2 protein-coding genes are annotated in these 2,172 nt (G+C 45.0%); both read left to right on the forward strand.

Features of this window, described 5'->3' with window-relative positions; translation table 11 throughout:
- The coding region (locus tag Q0212_RS10855) for a DUF927 domain-containing protein (protein ID WP_297925353.1) at positions 1–1,516 on the forward strand (1,516 nt) is incomplete at its 5' end.
- A gap of 106 nt (positions 1,517–1,622) precedes the next feature.
- Positions 1,623–2,168, forward strand: coding sequence for a hypothetical protein (locus Q0212_RS10860; RefSeq protein WP_297925355.1), 546 nt, complete (start codon positions 1,623–1,625; stop codon positions 2,166–2,168).
- Positions 2,169–2,172: the final 4 nt, after the last annotated feature.

The raw sequence follows: 2,172 nt of genomic DNA on the forward strand, positions 1-2,172 counted from the left end.
TGTAGGCGATGGTATTACCTTATTTGCAGCTTTACGCGATTTAGGCTACCACTGGCTAGACTTGCCCCGTTATCGCCAAGAGATACGCCTATGGCTTAATAATGCACACCCCGACAATCGCTTAATAGGCAAACGCTCAACAGGATGGACAGGTGAAGATTATTGCTTTGTGTTACCTGATAACGTCATAGGCGACACCGAAGGCAAGTATTACTATCAAGGCGGTATTCAAAGAGCCAATATCTACGAAACTAAGGGCGATTTAGACGCATGGCGCACTAAGATAACCCTACCCATAGCACCCTATCCCTTATTGTGTTTAGGCGTGTTACTAGGCTTTGCACCGCCTTTGCTTGAGTGTTTAGGCTTAGATACTTGTGGCGTGCATATATGGGGTGAAAGTAGCAACGGCAAAACCACCACCGCACGCATAGGCGCAAGTGTTTGGGGTAATTGCACCAAAGGCACTAACGGCAATAATCGCATTGTTTCATGGAATGCAACCGCCACAGGCTTTGAAGTACAGGCCGCCTTACACTCAAGCGGTTTATTGGTATTAGACGAAATGGGAGAAGCTGAAAAAGAGGATATTATTAAAACAGTCTATGCCTTGAGTGATAGCAAAGGCAAAACACGCGGCCAAGCCGATATAACCTTACGCGCCTCACAGACTTGGAAATTATTAGCCTGTAGCACAGGTGAGTTTAATATCAAAGGCCATATCGGACTTACCAAGAACCTACCCACAGGCGTACTTATGCGCCTATTGGAAATACCCGTAGATACAGGGGACGGGTGTGGCGTATTAGAAGGCATGACTGATAAAAAAGACCGCCAAGCCTTTATGAATCAATTAGATGCCGCCTTACGCGCTAATTATGGCGTAGCGTGTCGCCCTTATCTTGAGCATTTAACCGCGTTACTCAAGCAACCCGAAGAGCTGCAAGCCCTTAGAGACGCACACAGCGAGATAACAAACCAGTTTTCACACAATGGCACAAACCAACATTCACGCGCCGCCAAAGTGTTTGCCGCCTTAGCATTGGGAGGCATGATAGCCACACAAATTGGCTTAACGGGATGGCCTGAAAACCACGCCCTAGACGTAGCACAAAAAGCCTTTAGTCGCTGGCGTGTGGGCTTTGGCGAAGGTGTCAAAGAGCAAACGACTTTTATAGAGCATTTAGAAGGATGGCTATCTCACAATGGCGCACACTTTGCTGAAGTTTACCCGACCTCACCCCATGACTTTACCGACCCCGACCCCGAACATAATCCAAGAGACACCATTAAGCCGCTATACGGTTATAGAAGCCCACAAGGGGATTATTGGCTATTGCCTATCGCCTTAAACATTGTACGCGATGGTACAGGCCGCGACACCGCCTTAACCGCCTTACATAAGCAAGGCTGGCTTGTTGACCCTATCAGCGTCTTTAGTAAAGGACAAACGCCCCGAAAAAGCGTAGCAGGTAAACAAGAACGCCTTTTACATATTCGCCTTACCGTTGGTTAGTTTTTAATCGTGTTACACGGAATGTTACACAGGCAAAAAACCGTGTAACATTTGTCTGTTTTTTAATCAGTCTCGTGTAACACGTGTAACACTTAGAGGTTAAAAAATGAGCATTTTAAGCCTAAAAAACCAAATTAGTGCGTTTTTTGAGCAGCCATTAGACAGTGCTAGACAGCAATTAGACAGTGACTGTCTAATTGAAAACCCTACAGCCGCAAGGCTTACAGAGGCATTAGACAGCTTAGACAGTTTAGACAGCAATTTAGAAGGGAGGGGGGGGAGCAAAAAACCGTGTAACACGTGTAACAGTGTTCAAGAAATAAGCGAAAGTGAGCTAATTTATCCACAATACACAAACATTGCCGCTAATGACCAAGAGACACTAAAAGAAACCGACCCAGATTTTTATGAGTTTTTATATGGCAAATCTACCGAAGAGCTTTTGTATAACCACTTATTAACTTGCCCCTTGTGTCATGTAGAGGCCGCGCAATACTGTTTATATGGTGACGAACTAGGCAAGCAATATGATGTTTTATTGCTTAATAGTGAACACTCACAAGAAAGGCGTACAGCCCTCGTTATACAGGTAGATAGAGCAAATATAACAGGCAACAAGCGTTATATACCTTTTCAACCTGCACCTTTTTAACTAG

It is taken from the genome of uncultured Agitococcus sp., assembly GCF_937920075.1.
Lineage (GTDB): Bacteria > Pseudomonadota > Gammaproteobacteria > Pseudomonadales > Moraxellaceae > Agitococcus.